Source organism: Ornithinimicrobium faecis (assembly GCF_023923225.1).
Taxonomy (GTDB): domain Bacteria; phylum Actinomycetota; class Actinomycetes; order Actinomycetales; family Dermatophilaceae; genus Ornithinicoccus; species Ornithinicoccus faecis.
The window spans coordinates 2,777,534-2,795,663 of sequence record NZ_CP099489.1 but is presented as its reverse complement, the minus strand read 5'-3'; the positions used below and the strand labels follow the sequence as shown (position 1 = coordinate 2,795,663).

At 69.3% G+C, this 18,130-nt stretch carries 17 protein-coding genes; 13 read left to right on the top strand and 4 right to left on the bottom strand.

Going from position 1 to position 18,130, the window contains the following annotated elements:
- Positions 1-19 precede the first annotated feature (19 nt).
- Positions 20-1,132 (bottom strand): phospho-N-acetylmuramoyl-pentapeptide-transferase, encoded by a 1,113-nt coding sequence (mraY, locus tag NF556_RS13045; RefSeq protein WP_252591357.1) that lies wholly within the window; start codon positions 1,130-1,132, stop codon positions 20-22.
- A gap of 121 nt (positions 1,133-1,253) precedes the next feature.
- On the opposite strand from mraY, the gene NF556_RS13040 reads away from it, so the two are divergent.
- Positions 1,254-2,276 (top strand): protein kinase family protein, encoded by a 1,023-nt coding sequence (locus NF556_RS13040; RefSeq protein ID WP_252591356.1) that lies wholly within the window; start codon positions 1,254-1,256, stop codon positions 2,274-2,276.
- A 12-nt stretch (positions 2,277-2,288) separates the two neighbouring features.
- Positions 2,289-3,098: a DUF1206 domain-containing protein gene (locus NF556_RS13035; protein ID WP_252591355.1), complete on the top strand. Its 810-nt coding sequence runs from the start codon at positions 2,289-2,291 to the stop codon at positions 3,096-3,098.
- Positions 3,099-3,167: 69 nt separating this feature from the next.
- Here NF556_RS13035 and NF556_RS13030 read toward each other — a convergent pair whose 3' ends face one another.
- Together NF556_RS13030 and NF556_RS13025 are read right to left on the bottom strand one after the other, a co-directional pair.
- Entirely contained in the window at positions 3,168-4,145 is a 978-nt protein-coding gene (locus tag NF556_RS13030; protein WP_252591354.1) for an aminoglycoside phosphotransferase family protein, read from the bottom strand.
- On the bottom strand, positions 4,138-5,262 hold the full coding sequence (locus tag NF556_RS13025; protein ID WP_252591353.1) for a hypothetical protein: 1,125 nt from the start codon (positions 5,260-5,262) through the stop codon (positions 4,138-4,140). The genes NF556_RS13030 and NF556_RS13025 overlap by 8 nt, the downstream gene beginning before the upstream one ends.
- A 101-nt stretch (positions 5,263-5,363) precedes the next feature.
- Between NF556_RS13025 and NF556_RS13020 the strand changes: the two genes are divergently transcribed.
- From NF556_RS13020 to NF556_RS12980, 9 genes are all read left to right on the top strand, one after another.
- Positions 5,364-5,894: a ribosome maturation factor RimP gene (locus tag NF556_RS13020; protein WP_252591352.1), complete on the top strand. Its 531-nt coding sequence runs from the start codon at positions 5,364-5,366 to the stop codon at positions 5,892-5,894.
- Positions 5,894-6,928, top strand: a complete 1,035-nt coding sequence (gene nusA / locus NF556_RS13015) for a transcription termination factor NusA (protein WP_252591351.1) — start codon at positions 5,894-5,896, stop codon at positions 6,926-6,928. Before NF556_RS13020 ends, nusA begins: the two co-directional genes overlap by 1 nt.
- 9 nt (positions 6,929-6,937) lie before the next feature.
- Positions 6,938-7,249, top strand: a complete 312-nt coding sequence (locus NF556_RS13010) for a YlxR family protein (protein WP_345780117.1) — start codon at positions 6,938-6,940, stop codon at positions 7,247-7,249.
- A gap of 226 nt (positions 7,250-7,475) precedes the next feature.
- Positions 7,476-10,439 (top strand): translation initiation factor IF-2, encoded by a 2,964-nt coding sequence (infB, locus tag NF556_RS13005; RefSeq protein WP_252591350.1) that lies wholly within the window; start codon positions 7,476-7,478, stop codon positions 10,437-10,439.
- A 141-nt stretch (positions 10,440-10,580) separates the two neighbouring features.
- A complete protein-coding gene (rbfA, locus tag NF556_RS13000; RefSeq protein ID WP_306270016.1) occupies positions 10,581-11,156 on the top strand; it encodes a 30S ribosome-binding factor RbfA in 576 nt (191 codons plus the stop codon).
- On the top strand, positions 11,119-12,084 hold the full coding sequence (truB, locus tag NF556_RS12995) for a tRNA pseudouridine(55) synthase TruB (protein WP_252591349.1): 966 nt from the start codon (positions 11,119-11,121) through the stop codon (positions 12,082-12,084). Before rbfA ends, truB begins: the two co-directional genes overlap by 38 nt.
- 10 nt (positions 12,085-12,094) lie before the next feature.
- A complete protein-coding gene (locus tag NF556_RS12990) occupies positions 12,095-13,057 on the top strand; it encodes a bifunctional riboflavin kinase/FAD synthetase (protein ID WP_252591348.1) in 963 nt (320 codons plus the stop codon).
- A 3-nt stretch (positions 13,058-13,060) separates the two neighbouring features.
- A complete protein-coding gene (gene rodA / locus NF556_RS12985; RefSeq protein WP_252591347.1) occupies positions 13,061-14,215 on the top strand; it encodes a rod shape-determining protein RodA in 1,155 nt (384 codons plus the stop codon).
- 90 nt (positions 14,216-14,305) lie between these two features.
- A complete protein-coding gene (locus NF556_RS12980) occupies positions 14,306-16,150 on the top strand; it encodes an AMP-dependent synthetase/ligase (RefSeq protein WP_252591346.1) in 1,845 nt (614 codons plus the stop codon).
- Here the strand turns inward: NF556_RS12980 and NF556_RS12975 are convergent.
- Positions 16,138-16,800, bottom strand: coding sequence for a Pr6Pr family membrane protein (locus tag NF556_RS12975; protein WP_252591345.1), 663 nt, complete (start codon positions 16,798-16,800; stop codon positions 16,138-16,140). The genes NF556_RS12980 and NF556_RS12975 overlap by 13 nt on opposite strands.
- A 49-nt stretch (positions 16,801-16,849) precedes the next feature.
- Between NF556_RS12975 and NF556_RS12970 the strand changes: the two genes are divergently transcribed.
- Positions 16,850-17,482, top strand: a complete 633-nt coding sequence (locus NF556_RS12970; protein ID WP_252591344.1) for a hypothetical protein — start codon at positions 16,850-16,852, stop codon at positions 17,480-17,482.
- Positions 17,479-18,111, top strand: a complete 633-nt coding sequence (locus tag NF556_RS12965) for a hypothetical protein (protein WP_252591343.1) — start codon at positions 17,479-17,481, stop codon at positions 18,109-18,111. Before NF556_RS12970 ends, NF556_RS12965 begins: the two co-directional genes overlap by 4 nt.
- The last annotated feature ends 19 nt before the right edge of the window (positions 18,112-18,130 follow it).

Genomic DNA, 18,130 nt, shown 5'->3' with positions numbered 1-18,130 from the left:
CATCCGGCCGAAGCGGCTCTCAGAGAGTCACGGCCCAGTCTCCGTAGAAGAGGGCGAGTCCGACGGCGACACAGGTGCCGGCGATGATCCAGAAGCGGATGACGATGGTGACCTCGGCCCAACCGAGGAGCTCGAAATGGTGGTGCAGCGGTGCCATGCGGAAGACCCGCTTGCCGGTGAGCTTGAAGCTGGTGACCTGGATGATGACCGACAGGGTGATCATGACGAAGAGGCCGCCCAGGATCACGAGCAGCAGCTGGGTGTGGGTGAGGATGGCCATCCCCGCCAGTGCGGCCCCGAGCGACAACGAGCCGGTGTCGCCCATGATGATCTGAGCCGGTGAGGCGTTCCACCACAGGAAGCCGAAGCAGGCCCCAGCGATCGCACAGGCCATGATCGCCAGGTCCAGGCTGTCTCGGACTTCGTAACACCCCGGCCCGGGCACGGAGGAACAGTTCTGGTTGAACTGCCACAGGCTGATCAGTGTGTAGGCGCCGAAGACCATCACGCAGGCTCCGGTTGCGAGGCCGTCGAGGCCATCGGTGATGTTCACTCCGTTGGAGGCGCCAGTGATCAGCAGGTTCGCCCAGAGGAGGAACAGGACGACGGCAACCACGGGGCCGGCAAAGGCCAGGTCGATGCTCGTGTCCCGCACGAAAGAGATCGCGGTGGAGGCAGGCGCGCGCCCCTGCTCGTCCTTCACGAGGAGTGCCAGCAGGGCGAAGACCACCGTGACCAGGGTCTGGCCGATCAGCTTCTGGGTCGAGGTCAACCCCAGGCTGCGCTCTTTGGAGATCTTGGTGTAGTCGTCGAAGAAGCCCACAACACCGAGGCCGACCAGGAGGAAGATCACCAGCAGTGCGCTGAGCGTGAGCGGACTGGGCCGGACGTCCACCAGGCCGCTGGCATCCATGGCTGCCAGCACCGGTCGTGATCCGAGATAGCCGACGATCGCGGCGCCGATGATGACGGCCCCGCCCATCGTTGGCTTGCCCCGCTTGTGATGGTGCTGGGTGAGGTCGTCGTGGATGAACTGGCCGTACTGCCTGCGGACCAGGAACTTGATCAGCAGCGGCGTCCCGAGCAACGCCACAACCATCGATATCCCGCCCGCCAGGAGGACGTTGACCATCTGCCTTCTTTCCACACCACGCCTGGACAACTGACCCCACACGGCACCCGCCGATTAACCACCGTATGCGATCGATTTACCCTCCAGCGTCGACACGCCACGGTGCAGGCAGGATGGGGTGATGCTGAGCACTCGACGCGCCCGTCACGACACCGTGGCCGCTGCGCTCGCGGCCCGCGACGATGACGAGCTGGCGGCGTTGCTGCAGGCGGCACCGACCGGCGCCGTGGGCGTTGGTGGTGCGTCCTCGCTGCTCGAGGTTGACGGCGTCACCGTCTTCGCCAAGGCGATCCCGATCACCGACCGCGAGTTGGCACAGCCACACAGCACGGCGAACCTGTTCGACCTGCCCACCTCCTGCCACTACGGCATGCACCCCCTTGCGGGTCCCGGATTCGGCGCGTGGCGAGAGCTGGCCGCGAACCTGATCCTCACCGAGGGTGTCCTGTCCGGTGAGTCCGAGGCCTTTGCTCTCCTGCACCACTGGCGCGTGCTGCCAGGACGACCACCCGTGCCCTCCGAGCACCAGGACATCGACGCGGTCGTCGCCCAGTTCGACGGCAACCAGGCGGTGCGCACCCGCCTCGAGGAGTTGGACCGGGCCGACTGCAGCCTCGTCCTGTTCCTCGAGCACCTGCCCCACGCGCTGCTCGACACACTGCGGGACCCGGTGAATGGTGCCGAGCGGGTTGAGCGGCAACTGATGGAGGCCGTTGCGTTCCTGCGCAGCCGCGAGGTGCTTCACCTGGATGGACATTTCGGCAACCTGCGGGCCGACGATGATCAGCTCTACCTCGTCGACCTCGGTCTGGCCACCTCGGCGCGGTTCGATCTCTGCGACGTCGAGCGTGACTTTGTCGCAGCCAACGTCGAGCACGATGCCGACTATGCGTCGATGCGACTCGTGAACTGGCTCGTCACCACGGTGTGCGGGGTCTCGGTGACGAGCCAGGGTGGCCTGGCCGCCCGCAATGACTACGTCCGTCGATGCGCACGCGGCGACATCCCGCAGGACGTGCCGGCTGCCGTTGCGGGCATCATCAGCCGTCACGCGCGCGCCGCGGCCACGATGAACGACTTCTGCTGGCGACTGTTCGACGGCGACGTCGACGCGGTCTATCCGGGCCGGCCTCGCACCTTGTGATGAGATCACCCCGTGAGCAATGACGTGCAGGACCTCGCCGAGCAGGCGGGGCGGAGCCAGACCCTCGAGTTCCTCGCCAGGTTTGGGTATGCCGGCAGTGGGCTTGTCCATCTGTTGATCGCCTGGATCGCGGGTCAGGTCGCGCTCGGCTCCTCCTCCGGAGAGGCCGACGAGGCGGGCGCCCTGGAACAGGTGGGTGGTTCGCCCGGCGGGGCAGTCCTGCTGTGGGTGTGCGTGGCGGGCTTTGCCGCCCTGGCCGTGTGGCACCTGATCGAGGCTGTTGTGCCGCACCACGGCCCGACCCGTGAGCAACTGGTCGACCGTGGCAAGTCGGTGGGCAAGGGGATCGTCTTCGGTGCGCTCGGGTGGACGGCGCTGCAGGTGGTGACCGGCTCAGGAGCCGACAGCGGGGAGACCACGACGGAGGCGACAGCCACCCTGATGTCGGCACCCGCAGGGCGGTTCCTGGTCGGGGCGATCGGGTTGGTCGTGCTGGCCGTGGGCGCCTACCACGTCTACAAGGGCGTCTCGAAGAAGTTCGTGCAGGACCTGCAGGGGACCGGTCAGCGGGAGGTCACGCGCGCCGTCGAGGTGCTCGGCGTGACCGGCTACGTCGCCAAGGGCGCGGCCCTCGGCGTGGTGGGCGGACTCATCGCAGTGGCTGCGCTGCAGGCCGACCCGGATCAACCAACCGGGTTGGACGCCGCGCTGAAGACGCTGAGCGACCAGCCGCTGGGCGGGGTCATGCTGCTGCTCGTGGCCATCGGTCTGGCGGCCTACGGGCTGTACTCCTTCGCGCGGGCACGCTACGCCAGCATGTGACCCACGCTGCCAGCGCCGACCCACCCACCAGAGAAGCCGACCCCACCCACCAGAGAAAAGGTGCACAGGTCAGGCGGGCTGCATCGCCTTGATGATCGTGACGTGGCGAGTCAGCGCCTCGGCCAGGTCGGGCGGCTGCTCCTGCACGTCCCAGACGGCGTTGCGCAGGATCCGCAACTCGGTGATCACCCGGGCCCGGTCCGGGTCGAGGCCGGCGGCCTCGCACAGCACCTCCAGACGCAGGCCCAGGTGCACTCGGGTGTCGTGCGCAGCCACGGCCTCCGCCCAGCGGTTCCACAGCGCTGGTGCCACCACCCAGGCCGGGTCGGCGGCCATCGCCTGCGGGTCGATGGCCACCCACTCACCGGGGTCAGGTCGCCACAGCACGTTCTCCTGGTGCAGATCGGCATGCACCAGGGCGGCGTCGATGCCCGGCTCGTCCGCAAGCTCCAGGGCCAGGGCGCGGCCGCGGTCCAGGATCCGGCGCGGGAGGGCACCCGCGTGCTCGCCCGCTCGCACCTCGTCGAGGTCCTCCACCAGGAGGCGCAGGCTGTCGCTGGCCCGCACACTCACCCACGGTGGGGCGGGGCGCTCGAGCACGGAGGCCAGCCGTCCGATCTCCTCACAGGACTCCAGGACTCCCACGGGCGGTCCGTCCAGGTCCCGCGGATCCAGCCGTTCCAGGAGCACGGCCCACCGGGTCGGGTCCGCGGCCAGCAACCGCACCGCACCGCCGCCGGCCCAGGCGCGCAGCGCTCGGTGCTCATCGCGAGCCTCCGGGTGCGGCCACGCGATCTTGAGCACGGCGGGCTCGTCCGCACCGGTGACTGGGAGCACCAGCGCCGCATAACCGTGCCGCGCAGGACCGTCCGCCACCAGGCCCCACGCATCGAGCAGGTCCTGGACCAGCCGGGGGAGCGTGGGCAGGAACTGCGTGCCGGAGACAAACCCTGGGGCGGGAACCTGCCGTCGCAGGCGCTCGATGAGCCCTGGTGGCACCAGGTCGGTGACGGCTCGGGGGAGTGGCTCGGACCCCGCCTCAGGCACCGGGCACCTGCATCCCCGGGAACCCGGTGAGAGGCCGCCAGGGCTGGGCGAGTCGCACGGACTCGGCCAGCAGCCGGACCGCCCCCGCCACCGAGGCCGGGTCGCCAGCAAAGCCGGCGGTTGGCCCCATGATCGTCGGCGGCAGGACGGCCAGCAGGTCGCTCGCCAGGGCGGCGCGTCCCTCCTGTCCCGCAGTGCCACCTGGGAGTCCGTAGCCCAGGGGTGCCGGTGAGGCCGCGTCACCGGCGAGCTGGGTGAGCTGGCGGGTCACGGCGCGCAGGGAGGTCAGGACACTCTCGTATGCCGTGCGCTCGTCCCCGGAGGCACGCGCGGCGAGGACCTCGAAACCGTAGACCGCGGGGCGGTAGGCATCCAGCACCGCTGCGGCCGGGTCACCGGTCGGTCCGGACAGCTCCTCCCACCGGGGTTGGTGCCCCAGCAGGTGCGCGGTGGCCCCGCGCTGCCCGGCGATCGAGAGCAGCATGGGCAGGTTCTCGGCGCTGACCTCACTCAGGGACGTCAGGGCGGCCGGAGCAACGTCCTCCAGGCACGCCTTGCCCAGCGCCCGCAGGTCGGCAGCAGCCCGCTCGGCCGGCGGCATCGTGGCCGTCGCGGTGTCCCCGTCGCCGCCTGGGCCAGCGGTGGCTCCCGACTGGTCGCTGGTGGAGGTCGACTGGTCACCCGGAGCACCGGTTGAGGCCGCCCCGTCACCCGCGGACGCGTCACCTGTGGGGGCCGTGCTCGGCTCGGGGAGGGCCACACTGCCGGCCTCCAGGACGTCGGTCAGCACACGTGCCTGCAGGTCCAGGGCCTCCTGCACCTGCTGCTGAGTCTTCAGGTGCCCGCCCGTCGCGCCGCGGATCTGCTGACAACGAGTCGCCAGCGCGCGGGTCCGCTCGAGGGCCAGCACGAGCGCTGCGGAGTCGGCGGCCGTGGCGGGCGCTGGGGCGTCGGTCTCTTCGGGGTCGCTCAGGTCTGCGGGGTCCTCGGGCTGTTCGGGACCGGGCGTGGCCGTGCTCACGGTGGGTTCCTCGCCGCTGTCGCAACCTGCCAGCGCTGCCCCGAGTCCCACCCCGATCACGGCCAGCACGGAACGACGCGTCACTGCATTGGCCATGACGGCGATCTTGACACACCGGAGCGGCTAGAGTGGCCGTTCCGGTGTCAGTCCGGCACGATCGATCGTGATCGCGACAGCAGAAGAGGGAGGCACCCAGCATGGGACAGGCCGAGCAGGTTCGGGAGGCGGCAGCAGCCGCGCTCGCGGACAGCGGTGTCGTCGTCGAGGACGTCGCGGTGCACCCCGCTGGCAAACGTCGCCTGGTGCGTGTGGGAGTTGCTCGTGACGTGAGCGACCTGCTCGCGCAGGACCTGACCAGTGCTGTGGAGCCGCTCACCCTCGATGAGGTGGCCGAGGCCAGCCGGGCCGTTGGAGTCGGGCTCGATGACTCCGACGCGATGGGTTCGGCGCCCTACACCCTGGAGGTCACCTCCCTCGGTGTGGACCACCCCCTGAGCACCCCCGAGCAGTTCCGCCGCAATGTCGGCCGTCTGCTGCGGCTGCGCGTGAGTGAGTCCGCCCAGGGTGAGAGTGCCGACACTGGCGCCGAGACCGAGGCGAGGCTCCTCGAGGCCGGACACAACGGCATACGGCTGGCTGACGCCCCCGACAATCTGCTGCCCTATGACCGCATCAGCGCGGCCAAGGTGCAGGTGGAGTTCACCCGGCCGGGTGGGAAGGACAACTGATGGACATCGATATCGCTGTGCTGCGGCAACTGGAGCGAGAGCGCGAGATCCCGCTCGAGACGATCGTGCAGGCCATCGAGCAGGCGCTGCTCATGGCCTACGAGCGGGTCGAGGGCCACTTCCCAAACTCTCGGGTCGAGTTGGACCGCAAGAGCGGACACGTCACGGTGTGGGCTCGTGAGGCTGGGGAGATCGACGAGGAGACCGGGCTGCGCGGCGAGCCGGGGCCCGAGTTCGTTGACACCCCCGCGGGGTTCGGCCGCGTGGCGGCGGCCACGGCCCGTCAGGTCATCGTGCAACGCATGCGCGAGCTTGAGGACGACGCGATCCTGGGCGACTTCCGTGCCCGCGAGGGCGACATCGTGTCCGGCGTCATCCAGCAGTCCAACGACCCACGGCACGTGCTGGTGGACTTTGGCACCGTCGAGGGCGAGCTGCCGACCTCCGAGCAGGTGCCGGGTGAGGCCTACGAGCACGGGCAGCGGCTGCGCTGCTTCGTGGTGGGCGTCAAGCGCGGTCCGCGTGGCCCCCAGATCACGCTGTCGCGCACGCACCCCAACCTGGTGCGACGGCTGTTTGCCCTCGAGGTGCCCGAGATTGCCGACGGCACGGTGCGGATCGAGGCGCTGGCACGCGAGGCCGGTCACCGGACCAAGATCGCTGTCCACTCCACGATCCCCGGCGTCAACGCCAAGGGCGCCTGCATCGGCCCGATGGGCCAGCGGGTGCGGGCCGTGATGACCGAGCTGCAGGGCGAGAAGATCGACATCGTGGACTTCAGCGAGGACGCTGCCACGTTCGTCGCCTCGGCGCTGTCCCCCTCTCGGGTGCAGTCGGTGACGATCGTGGACGACCGGGCCCGGCAGGCACGCGTCGTGGTGCCGGACTATCAGCTGTCCCTCGCCATCGGCCGGGAGGGGCAGAACGCCCGACTGGCCCACAAGCTGACCGGCTGGAAGATCGACATCCGCCCAGACACTGCGGACGCCGAGGGACCGGGGTCGGCCCCGTCCGACGTGTCTCCGAGCGAGTGACCCTGTAGAGTGGTGCAGGTTGTTCCGCCGTCCGAGCGCCAGTCGGGTCGCACTGTGGTGCGCACGTGCCTGGGGTGTCGGCAGCGGGCGGAGCAGACCGCACTGATGCGCGTCGTCGCCGGTGACCAGCACGGTCCCGGCCAGGGATGGGACCTGATCCCCGACCCACGACGACGCCGACCGGGGCGGGGTGCTTATGTGCATCTCACACCGGAGTGCGTGACGGTTGCCATCCAGCGCGGTGCGTTCGGACGGGCCCTTCGGGTGCCCGGCCGACCGGACAGCGCAGCACTGATGGCGTTGTTGGGTCAGCAGGACTGACCTGGCACACGGGACCGTTCGACCCGCCCGGGTCGGACGCCAGACGCTTGGTCCAACTGGACCGGGCGCCACCAGGCGGGGCCGCGTGGCCCTGTCATCGAGGAACCGGAAGCGGGTTTGACGCTGATGAGCACCCGATGAGTACTCAGCAATGAGCACCCACCAGCAATAGTCCCGGTCACGCGCCCGAAGAGGCTCGGACCGAGACGCCCAACGAAGGAGAACTGTGGCTAAGGTTCGGGTCTATGAGCTCGCTAAGGAGCTCGGGGTTGAGAGCAAAGCGCTGCTCGCCCACCTGAAGGAGCAGGGAGAGTTCGTCCGGTCGGCATCGTCGACCATCGAGCCCCCCGTGGTCCGCAAGATTCGTGAAAATCCCCCGGCGGCGGCCAAGAAGGCCGACACCGCCAAGAGCACTGCCCCCGCGAAGGCGACGGCCAAGTCCGCCGAGCCCCAGGCCGGCAGCACCCCCACCGCCCCCAAGCCGGGTGGCGCCAAGCCGGGCCCGGCCACCCCTGGTCCGGCCGTGCCTGGTCCGGCCAAGCCGGCCGACCCGGTGGCACCCTCCCAGCAGGCAGCCCCCGCGGCCTCCGCAGCAGAAGCCAAGCCCGCCCCCGCGGCGAGCACACCGGCGGACGCGGCACCGGCGCAGAGCACGCCAGCAGAGGCCGCCCCGGCAGCACCGAAGCCGGGCGAGCGTTCCGGCGAGGCTGCGGCGGCAACCCCGTCCGCACCGCGCCCCACGGCCGAGAAGCCAGCAGCTCCTGGCCCGCGCAAGGAGGCCCCGCGACCCGGTGGCAAGCCGGGGCCGAGGCCGGGCAACAACCCGTTCGCGTCCTCGCAGGGCATGGGCCGTGAGCGGCCTCGTGCCGAGCGCACGGACCGTGGTGGCGAGCGGCCCGACCGTGGTGACCGTGGAGACCGCGGCGAGCGTGGCGGAGACCGCGCCGGATCACCGCGTCCGGGCAACAACCCGTTTGCGTCGTCGCAGGGCATGCCACGTCCGGGCGGCAGCCGCGGCAACCAGGCCGGTCCGGGCGGTCCCCGTCCGGGTGCACCGCGTCCCGGTGGCCCACGCCCCAACCCGGGCATGATGCCCGACCGTGCAGCCGTGCCCCGTCCGGGCGAGCGTCCGGCCCGTGGCCCGGGTGGTCGTGGCCGCCCCGGTGGTGGCGGTCCCGGTGGCCCCGGTGGTCCCGGCGGAGCGCCCGGTGGTGGCTTCCGCGGTCGTCCCGGTGGCGGCGGCCCTCGTGGGCGTGGCGGCACACAGGGTGCCTTCGGTCGTGGAGGCGGCAAGGTCCGCGGACGCAAGTCCAAGAGGGCCAAGCGCGCAGAGTTCGAGCAGATGCAGGCGCCCAGCATCGGTGGCGTCAGTGTTCCGCGCGGCAACGGCCAGAGCATCACGGTGCGCCGCGGTGCCTCGCTGAGCGACTTCGCCGACAAGATCAACGTCGACCCCGCAGCGCTGGTGACCGTGCTGTTCCACCTCGGTGAGATGGCGACTGCCACGCAGTCGCTCGACGAGGACGCCTTCGGCGTGCTCGGCGCCGAGTTGGGCTACGACATCCGCGTCGTCTCCCCGGAGGAGGAGGAGCGCGAGCTCTTCAGCTCCTTCAACATCGACCTCGATGCCGAGACCGAGGCGGAGACCGATGAGGACCTGGAGGCGCGTCCGCCGGTCGTGACCGTCATGGGTCACGTCGACCACGGCAAGACGCGACTGCTGGACGCCATCCGCAAGGCCGACGTCGGCGAGAGCGAGACCGGTGGCATCACCCAGCACATCGGTGCCTATCAGGTGCACACCCATCACGAGGGCGCTGACCGTCCGATCACCTTCATTGACACCCCGGGTCACGAGGCGTTCACCGCCATGCGTGCCCGTGGTGCCAAGGTGACCGACATCGCGATCCTGGTGGTGGCGGCCAACGACGGCGTGATGCCGCAGACGATCGAGGCGCTCAACCACGCCCAGGCGGCGGACGTGCCGATCGTGGTGGCGGTCAACAAGATCGATGTGGACGGTGCCAACCCGCAGAAGGTGCGTCAGCAGCTGACCGAGTACAACCTGATCGCCGAGGAATACGGCGGCGAGACGATGTTCGTGGACGTGTCCGCCAAGAACGACCAGAACATCGACACGCTGCTCGAGGCGGTGCTGCTCACCGCAGACGCCGCGCTGGACCTGCGGGCCAACCCCAACAAGGACGCCCGCGGTGTGGCGATCGAGGCCAACCTGGACCGCGGTCGCGGTCCCGTGGCCACGGTCCTCGTGCAGCAGGGCACCCTGACCGTCGGGGATGCCATCGTGGCCGGCTCGGCGCACGGTCGTGTGCGTGCCATGCTCGATGAGCACGGCAACAATGTGCAGGAGGCGACTCCGTCACGTCCCGTGCAGGTGCTCGGCCTGGCATCGGTGCCGCGGGCGGGTGACACCTTCCTGGTGGCCCCGGACGACCGCACCGCCCGTCAGATCGCCGAGAAGCGCGAGGGTGCAGACCGGCAGGCGTCGCTGGCCAAGGCGCGCAAGCGGATCAGCCTGGAGAGCCTCAACGAGGCCCTTGCCGCTGGCAAGGTGGACACTCTCAACCTGATCCTCAAGGGCGATGTGTCTGGCTCGGTCGAGGCCCTCGAGGACGCGCTGCTGCAGATTGATGTTGGCGAGGAGGTCGGCCTGCGGATCATCGACCGCGGTGTTGGCGCGATCACCCTCAACAACATCAACCTGGCGGCCGCCTCGGATGCCATCATCCTGGGCTACAACGTCCGGGCCGAGGGGCAGAACGCCGACGTCGCCGAGCGCGAGGGCGTGGAGATCCGCTACTACGGCGTGATCTACCAGGCCATCGAGGACATCGAGGACGCCCTGAAGGGCATGCTCAAGCCGGAATACGAGGAGGTCGAGACGGGCACCGCGGAGATCCGCGAGATCTTCCGCTCCTCCAAGTTCGGCAACGTGGCTGGCTCCCTGGTCCGCAGCGGCGAGATCCGTCGCGGTGCCAAGGCACGCATCACCCGCGAGGGCGTGGTCATCACCGAGGGTCTGGAGATCGCCGGTCTGCGGCGGTTCAAGGACGACGTCACCGAGGTCCGCGAGGGCTTCGAGTGCGGCATCAACCTGGGCTCGTTCAACGACGTCCAGCCCGATGACCTCATCACCACCTATGAGATGCGCGAGATCCCGCGCAGCTGATCGACGCCTGATCACCGGGAAGCCCGGGCGCACCTGTTGCGCCCGGGCTCTCCCGCGTCCGGACGCTTCACGGTGGTGCGTGTCATCGGGGCGGCGCCCGGAGACCTAGACTGACCCGGCACGTCCGATCGAGGAGGAGACATGGCTGATCCCGCACGCGCCCGCAAGGTTGCCGAGCGCATCAAGGTCCTGATGGCTCAGGGAATTGAGACCCTGGTCAAGGATCCCAGGCTGGGGTTCATCACGATCACCGATGCACGGGTCACCGGCGACCTGCAGCAGGCCACGGTCTTCTACACCGTGTTGGGCGGTGACCAGGAGCGAGCCGACGCGGCAGAGGTCCTGGAGGCCTACCGTGGGCGACTTCGCTCCCACATGGGCAAGGGCCTGGGCATCCGGCTGACGCCCACCCTGGAGTTCGTCCCCGACGCGCTGCCCGAGGACGCCGCCCACATGGAGGACATCTTCCGTCAGGTGCACGAGCGGGACGCAGAGTTGGCCGCCACCCGTGCCGCGAGCGGCTATGCCGGCGACGAGGACCCCTACCGCAAGCCGCGAGAGCCCGAGTCCGTGGACGACGCGGCCGACGGTGCTGTCGCTGAGGCGGCGCCCGTCGCGGATGGTGACGGGACTGATGACCAGACCAGTGACGACCAGCCCAGTGACGACCAGTCCGGAGATGACCAGACAGACGAGTATGCCGACGGGCGGGGCTGAGAGCGGGCGTCCGCCACGGGAGGGTGCTGGCCGTGAGCCGGCCGGTGACGGACTCCTGGTCGTCGACAAGCCGGCCGGTTGGACCAGTCATGACGTGGTGGGCCGCTCGCGCAGGCTGTGCGCGACCCGCCGGGTCGGGCACGCGGGGACGCTGGACCCGATGGCCACGGGGGTCCTGGTGCTGGGGGTCAACCGTGCCACCAAACTCCTGACCTACCTGGTGGGGGCCGACAAGACCTACACGGCCACGATCAGGTTGGGCGCCAGCACCGTGACTGATGACGCCGAGGGTGAGGTCACCGCCACACGCGACACAACTGCCGTGACAGACGAGCAGGTCGCCGCGGCCGTGTCCAGGCTGACGGGTCCGATCCAGCAGGTCCCCAGTGCCGTCAGCGCCATCAAGATCGACGGGAAGCGGTCCTATGCGCGCGTGCGTGCGGGCGAGGACGTGGAGTTGCCCGCGCGGCCCGTCACGGTGCACCGGTTCGAGGTCCTGACGCGGCGACGCGACGACGCGACCTTCTTGGACCTCGACGTCGAGGTTGATGTCAGCTCAGGCACCTATGTGCGGGCCCTGGCCCGTGATCTGGGGGCCGATCTCACGGTGGGAGGGCACCTGACGGCCCTGCGCCGCACCCGGGTCGGTGACTTTGACCTGTCCCGAGCCGTGACGCTGGATCAGCTCGAGCAGGACGGTGCCCCGGCACACCTGATCCCGCTGGCCGCCGCGGCTGCCGCGAGTTTCCCCGTGCGCGAGCTCACGGAGCAGGAGTCGATCGATCTGGGCCACGGCAAACGGCTGACCGCGATCGAGCCCGGACGCCTCGAGCCGGTTGCTGCGATCGGCCCCGACGGACGACTGGTGGCCATGCTTGACGAGACACGGCAGGAGGCGCGCAGCCATGTCGTCTTCCCCACGTCCTAGAGTGGACCCCGTGCTGCGCTGGACTAACCTGCAGGAGATCCCGTCCGGCTTCGGACCCAGCGTGGTGACCCTCGGCAACTTCGACGGTGTCCACCGCGGCCACCGCGCCCTGTTGGGGACCGTCGTCCGAGAGGCCGCGCTGCGCGAGGCCCAGGCGGTCGCGGTGACCTTTGACCCTCCACCACTGGCCGTCCTGCACCCGGACCGGGCCCCCGTCCAGATCGCCGGACTGGAGCACCGTCTCGACCTGATGGCCGGCACCGGGGTGGACGCGGTCCTCGTCCTGGAGTTCACGGAGGCGCTGGCTGCCCAGACGCCTGAGGAGTTTGTCCGCACGGTCTTCGTCGAGGCGCTGGGGGCGACCGGCGTGGTGCTCGGCTCGGACTCCCGTTTTGGGGTCCGCAACTCCGGCAACATCGACACCATGCGGGAGCTGGGCGTGACGCACGACTTTGCCGTGATCGAGCTGCACGCGGTGGGGGAGACCACCGCCGGTGAGCGCAACTGGTCCTCCACCCATCTGCGCCGGTTGCTGGGCGACGGAGCGGTGGCGGAGGCAGCTGAGATCCTGGGCCGCCCGCACCGGGTCACCGGTGAGGTCGTGCACGGGCACCATCGCGGCCGCGAGCTCGGGTTCCCGACGGCCAACCTGGGCAGTGAGACTGCGGGGCTCGTGCCGGCCGACGGGGTGTATGCCGGGTGGTTGGAACGGTTGGATCTCCCGCTCGGGGACCCGGAGCGTCGCCTGCCCGCTGCGATCTCGGTCGGCACCAACCCGACCTTTGATGACGTGCCGGAACGGACCGTGGAGGCGCACGTGCTCGATCGCACCGACCTGAACCTCTATCACGAGCACGTTGGCGTCGACTTCGTCGCCCGCCTGCGGGGCAACGTGCGGTTCGACTCGATCGAGGAGCTGCTCACCCAGATCGGTCAGGACGTGGACGTCAGCCGATCACTCCTGTTCGGATAGTCGGTGGCGTGGCTGCGGATTGACTGGGGGCTCTACATCGCGGCCCTCGGGCTGAGTCTGATCGGGGCGGTGCTGGTCTGGTCGGGCACCCATGCGGACGTCGGACCGGCTCTGGCCGTGCGACACCTGATCAACACGGGCATCGGCGTCACCATGGCGGTGCTCCTGCTGCGGGTGGACGTCCGCTGGATCAGGGCCACGGCGCCCTGGCTCTATCTCACGGGCCTGCTGGGTCTGGTGGTCGTGCTGACCCCGCTCGGGGTGACCATCAACGGTTCCCGGTCCTGGATCCACCTGCCCGGTGGCTTCTCGCTGCAGCCGGCAGAGCTGTCCAAGATCGCCCTGTGTGTCGGCCTGGCGATGATCCTGGCCGAGGGGCGGGACACGACGAGGCCACCGACCTGGCGTGAGGTGCTCACGGCCTGGGGGCTGGCGGGCGTCCCCATCGTGCTGATCCTGCTCCAGCCAGATCTTGGCACCGCCCTGGTGCTGGGGTTCCTGACCGTCGGGGTCGTCGCGGCCTCGGGGGCGGCTCGTCGCTGGACGGCGCTGGCTGTTGGCGGTGCGGCACTGGCGGTGACCGCGGCCATCCGCATCCCGCTGTTGGACGCCTATCAGTTGGACCGGCTGCTGGCGTTCGTCGACCCGTCCCGCGACCCGCAGGGCATCGGCTATCAGACGCAACAGGCACGTCTGGCGATCGGCTCGGGTGGATGGAGTGGTGCAGGGGTGGGGCAGGGGCCCCAGACCCAGGGCGGCTTCATCCCGTTCCAGCACACCGACTTTGTCTTCTCCATCGCAGGGGAGGAGTTGGGGCTGATCGGGTGCCTCGGCATCATCGGGTTGCTGCTCTTCGTTGTGCTGCGGGCGCTGTGGGTTGCCCTGCGCACCGACGACCCGTTCGCGCGTCTGGTGGCGGTGGGGGTTGCCGGCTGGTTGCTGTTCCAGACCGTGGAGAACATCGGGATGAACGTGGGCCTCATGCCGGTCACTGGCCTCCCGCTGCCGTTCCTGTCCTATGGCGGCTCCTCGATGTTTGCCTGCTGGCTCGCGGTCGGACTGGTGGCGGCCTGCCAGCGCCCGCACGACAGATCCGCACCGCGCCGCCGACGCTCCGTGCCCGTCCGCCGATCGGCTGCACTGGATACCCGCAGGTAACGGTCTGATCTCTTCGGCGCACCTACTACCTAATCTGCGGCATGACCTGAGAAGATCACTGGCAACACCCGCCCAACGAAGGACGAGTAAATGGCACTGTCCGCCCGTGACGAAGTTTTCGACCAGGCCACCATCGACCATCGTGTCGCGAGCGTGGGTCACCTCTTCCGTGACCGCGTCAGCGCGACACCGACCACGGAGGCCTTCCGCTATCCCGTCGGCGAGTCGTGGGAGTCGCTCACCTGGGCCGACTCCGCCGCACGCGCCTACGCACTAGCCGCTGGCCTGGTCGATCTGGGCGTCGCTCCTGAGGAACGGGTCGCCCTCTGCTCGGCCACGCGGTTGGAGTGGGTGCTCTTTGATCTGGCTGTCATGTCGGCCGGGGCCGCCACGACCACGATCTACCCCACCACCCTGTCTGCGGACGTCGCCTACATCGTGGCTGACTCCGGCAGCAAGGTGGTCATCGCCGAGGACGCCACGCAGGTCGCCAAGCTGCGCGAGCACCGCCCCGACATCCCAGAGGTCAGCCGGGTCGTGGTGATCGATGGTGAGGGAGACGGCGACTGGGTCATCTCCCTGTCCGAGCTCGAGGAGCGCGGACAGGCACGCCTTGCTGCCGAGCCCGAGCTGATCAACGAGCGCATCGACCAGCTCACCCCCGAGCACCTGGCCACGATCATCTACACCTCGGGCACCACGGGGCGGCCCAAGGGGGTCCTCCTGCCGCACTCGGCGTGGACCTACGAGGCGGCGGCCGTTGACTCGATCGGGATCCTGAGCAAGGACGACCTGCAATACCTCTGGCTGCCCCTGGCCCATGTCTTCGGCAAGGTGCTGCTCGTGCTGCCCCTGCAGATCGGCTTCCCCACCGCGGTGGACGGCCGCGTCGACAAGATCGTGGAGAACGTCGGGATCGTCAAGCCCACCTTCATGGGTGCGGCCCCTCGCATCTTCGAGAAGGCCTACGGCAAGATCACGATGATGATGGCGCAGGACGGCGGCATCAAGGAAAAGCTGTTCCACTGGGCCACGGGGGTCGGCCGCAAGGTCAGTGCCGTGCAGCAGCAGGGCAAGGAGCCCTCGGGAGTCCTCGCCCTGCAGCACAAGGTGGCCAACGCCGTGGTGCTGAAGAAGGTCCAGGAACGCTTCGGTGGCCGCGTCCGCTTCTTCATCTCCGGGTCAGCCGCCCTCAACCGCGACGTGGCCGAGTGGTTCGACGCCGTCGGGCTGCGCATCATCGAGGGCTACGGCCTGACCGAGACCAGCGCCGCCTCCTTCGTCAACCGGCCACACGCCGGTGGATACAAGTTCGGCAGCGTCGGCTGGGCCCTGCCGGGCACCGAGGTCAAGATCGCCGAGGACGGGGAGATCCTGCTGCGCGGTCCGGGCGTCACCTCCGGCTACCACGAGCTCGAGGACGCCACGGCGGAGGCTCTCGACAGCGACGGGTGGTTCCGCACCGGTGACATCGGCGAGGTGGATGAGCGCGGCTTCCTGAGCATCACCGACCGCAAGAAGGACCTGTTCAAGACCTCCGGTGGCAAGTATGTCGCGCCGTCGGTGATCGAGTCGATGTTCAAGGGTATCTGCCCCTACGCCAGCCAGCTGGTCATCGAGGGTGACGGCCGCAAGTTCGTCTCGGCCATCGTGACCCTCGACCCCGAGGCGATCGAGGGCTGGGCCGGCCAGAACGGCCTGGGCGGCAAGGAGTATGCCGAGATCGTCACCTCGCCGGCCTGCCGGGAGATGGTGCAGGGCTACGTCGACGAGCTCAACGTCCAGCTCAACCGCTGGGAGCAGATCAAGCAGTTCGTCATCCTCGACCACGACCTGACGATCGAGGAGGGCGACCTGACGCCGAGCATGAAGCTCAAGCGGCGGGTGGTCACCAAGAAATACTCCGACCAGTTGGACGCGCTCTACACCGACTGAGACGAACGCGGGGCACGCGGTGCGGCTGGCAGGAGCTTTTCTGCCAGCCGCACTGCTATGACCAGCACCAGGAAGGCGCCGGTCACCGCGAGGCTGGTCAGCAGCACCTGGACGTAACCGTGCTCGGTGACATTCAGGAACGGATACGGATACCAGTCGCGGACGGCGCCGAGGATGAGCGTCACGATCAGCCAGGCGATGGGCCAGATCAGTGACCGCCACACGGTGCGAGTGTCCAGGCGGGGCCGGGGACCGAACAGGAGCCACCCCGAGATGACCAGCGCCGGCACCACCAGGTGCAGGAGGGTGTCGGCGACGGCTGGCCATCCGGTGAGGCTCAACAGGGGTCGGAGCAGGATGAAGTGGACCACGCCAGTGAGCGTGATGCCGAGCACCGCGTCGGCCTGGACCACCCGCCACCACGGTCCGTCCCGGTGCGGGTCCAGCACCAGCCCGGCCGCCGAGATGGCCACCAGGAGGTTGGACTGGATCGTGAAATAGCAGAACATCTGGAACAGGCGGGTGGCCAGGGATGGCACCGAGGTCTCGTCCAGCACCGCGGAGCCGCTGATCACCAGGACGGTCTGGAGGATGAGGGCGGTTGACACCGTGAGAAAGGTCACCAGGTGCCACCCGCGAGCAGGGGTCATGGGTGCAGCGTAGAGGTCGGTGGAGTGCGGCCGTGGGAATATGGGGCCTATGGGGAATCAACCGTCACACCCGCACCAGAGCCCTGTGCCGCACCCGGCTCTGGGTCTGCCCGACGAGATCGTCGTGCGAGCCGACCGGGCCCGCTATCAGCGGCGGTTCCTGATGACCGGTCTGGCCCTGGGCCTGGTCGGGGTCGCCTGCATCGCGCTGGCGATCTTCACCGAGGACCCCGGCTATCGGATCGGCGCGATCATCGGCGGCCTGCTCGTGATCGTGCTGGGCGGCCTGAGCATCCACTGGCAGCGCACCACCTATCTGCAGGACGAGCCAGCGCTGGTCCTGACGCGCCAGCAGTTCCGCTGCCTGCACAAGGGCCAGCACCTCTGGGTGCCGTGGGCGGACGTGCAGGACATCACCGTGCTCACGCGCGGCGCGGGGCTGGGGCGCTCGGAGATCCTGCGCTTCGATCTGCGGCCCGAGGCCCAGGGCAAGCTGCCCCAGGGCAAGGCACCACTGCTGGATCGGATGTTTAGCTGGGCAACCAACGATCTGACCTATGCCCGTCCGGCGGACACCCCCTCGTTCCAGGACGTCACCGTCGCCGCCATGCAGCTGCACGATCACGCCACCGGTGGGCAACGTTTCCGCGCAGCCCAGGGAGCTGCTGGCTGGGGCTCGTGAGCCTGCCCGAAGTCCCGAGGGAGCCACACGAGGTCGTCGTTCGCCTGGACCGGGCTCGCTATCGGCGCTTTATGGCGCTGCGCTGGACGATCGTCGTGCTCGTGGTCGGCGCCCTGCTCGTCGGGGCGGCTCTGGTGGACACCTCCGAGAGACGGGGCTGGATCATCGCCTCCGCCGTGATCGTCGGGGCGGTCGCCGTGGCGGTGCTGTTGTGGCACCGTCGCACCTATTTGGACCCCGAGCCTGCCCTCGTGCTGGGAGCAGCCCAGTTCCGCATCCTGCACAAGCGACGCCACCTGTGGGTCCCGTGGACCGACGTTGAGTCGGTGCGGCTGACCACGATGATGGTCAAAGGCCAGGACATCAACCTTCTCCGCTTCGACCTGCTGCCCGAGGCACGCTGGAAGTTGCCGCCCGAGCCGGCCCCGCTGGTCGACCGGATGATGCTCTGGCGCACCAACGACCTGGTCTACTCCCGTCCCTGCGAAACCCCGCGGATCGAGGAGGTTGAGCGGATCGCCCAGCGGCTGCACGACCAGGCCACCGGCGGCCACCGGCTCCGTGCTGCTCAACGCCCTTCAGCTGCGAGCGCCCACTGGCCCGACGACCGCCGGGAGGCGGGCTCCTAGCCGTGCCACGGCATACCCT